This window comes from Streptomyces tricolor, assembly GCF_002155905.1.
GTDB lineage: Bacteria > Actinomycetota > Actinomycetes > Streptomycetales > Streptomycetaceae > Streptomyces > Streptomyces tricolor.
Map to the genome: position 1 here is coordinate 1 of NZ_MUMF01001007.1, position 997 is coordinate 997.

The following is a 997-nucleotide window of genomic DNA, read 5'->3' on the forward strand; positions in this document are numbered from 1 at the left end:
CCACCCGACACCCCGGCTGACCGCCCGGCACGCCGCCCCGGCCACCCGACACCCCGGCTGACCGCCCGGCCCCGTGACCGACCACCCGACACCCCGGCTGGCCGCCCGGCACGCCGCCCCGGCCACCCGGCACCTCCGACACCACAAGCCGGAAGCCGGCCCCCACTAATTGACGACCCGTCAGAAATGCTCGTACCGTCGCCTGCATGGCCCTCACCGCGTACGACCTGAGCGGACGCACCGCTTTCGTGACCGGAGCCGCCGGCGGGATCGGGCGGGCCTCCGCCGTACTGCTCGCCGAGGCGGGCGCGACGGTGCACTGCGCCGACCGGGACGCGGACGGCCTGGACGGCACGGCCGCGCTGATCGAGGAGCGCGGCGGTACGGCCCGGGTCCACGTCCTCGACGTCGCCGACCGGGACCGGCTGGGCGAGGCGGTCCGGTCCTGCGCGCGGCTGGACGTGCTGGCGGCGATCGCCGGGATCATGCACAGCAGCCCGGTGCTCCGGACCCGGGACGAGGATCTCGACCGGGTGCTGGACGTCAACTTCAAAGGGGTGCTGTACGCCTGCCAGGAGGCGGCCCGGCTGATGCTCGCCCACGGGACCCGCGGCAGCATCGTCACCATGGCCTCGGGCGCGGTCGACACCGGCGGTGCCGGGCTGCTCTGCTACGGCGCGGCCAAGGCGGCCGTGGTGCAGCTGACCAAGACGCTGGCCACCGAGGTCGGCCCGCACGGCATCCGGGTCAACGCGGTGGCGCCGGGCTGGATCCGCACCCCGATGACCGACCGCCACGACCGCACCGCACTGGCACACACCGAGGCCGCGATGACCCGGCTGGCCCCGCTGGGTCGCGTCGGCGAACCGGACGACGTCGCACACGCGGTGCTGTATCTCGCCTCGGACGCCTCGGCGTTCACGACGGGTCAGATACTCCGCCCGAACGGGGGCGTGGCGATGCCCTGGTGAGGCGCCCGGCCCGCCAGGCGGCCACC

At 75.2% G+C, this 997-nt stretch carries 1 protein-coding gene; it reads left to right on the top strand.

Annotation, left to right across the window (positions count from 1 at the left end; all coding sequences use genetic code 11):
* The first annotated feature begins 206 nt into the window (after positions 1–206).
* Positions 207–971, top strand: coding sequence for an SDR family NAD(P)-dependent oxidoreductase (locus tag CCN44_RS42370; protein ID WP_086704597.1), 765 nt, complete (start codon positions 207–209; stop codon positions 969–971).
* Positions 972–997 lie beyond the last annotated feature (26 nt).

Excerpts from the sequence above, each read along its gene's own strand:
- CCN44_RS42370 (WP_086704597.1), top strand. The coding sequence starts at position 207 with ATGGCCCTCACCGCGTACGACCTGAGCGGACGCACCGCTTTCGTGACC.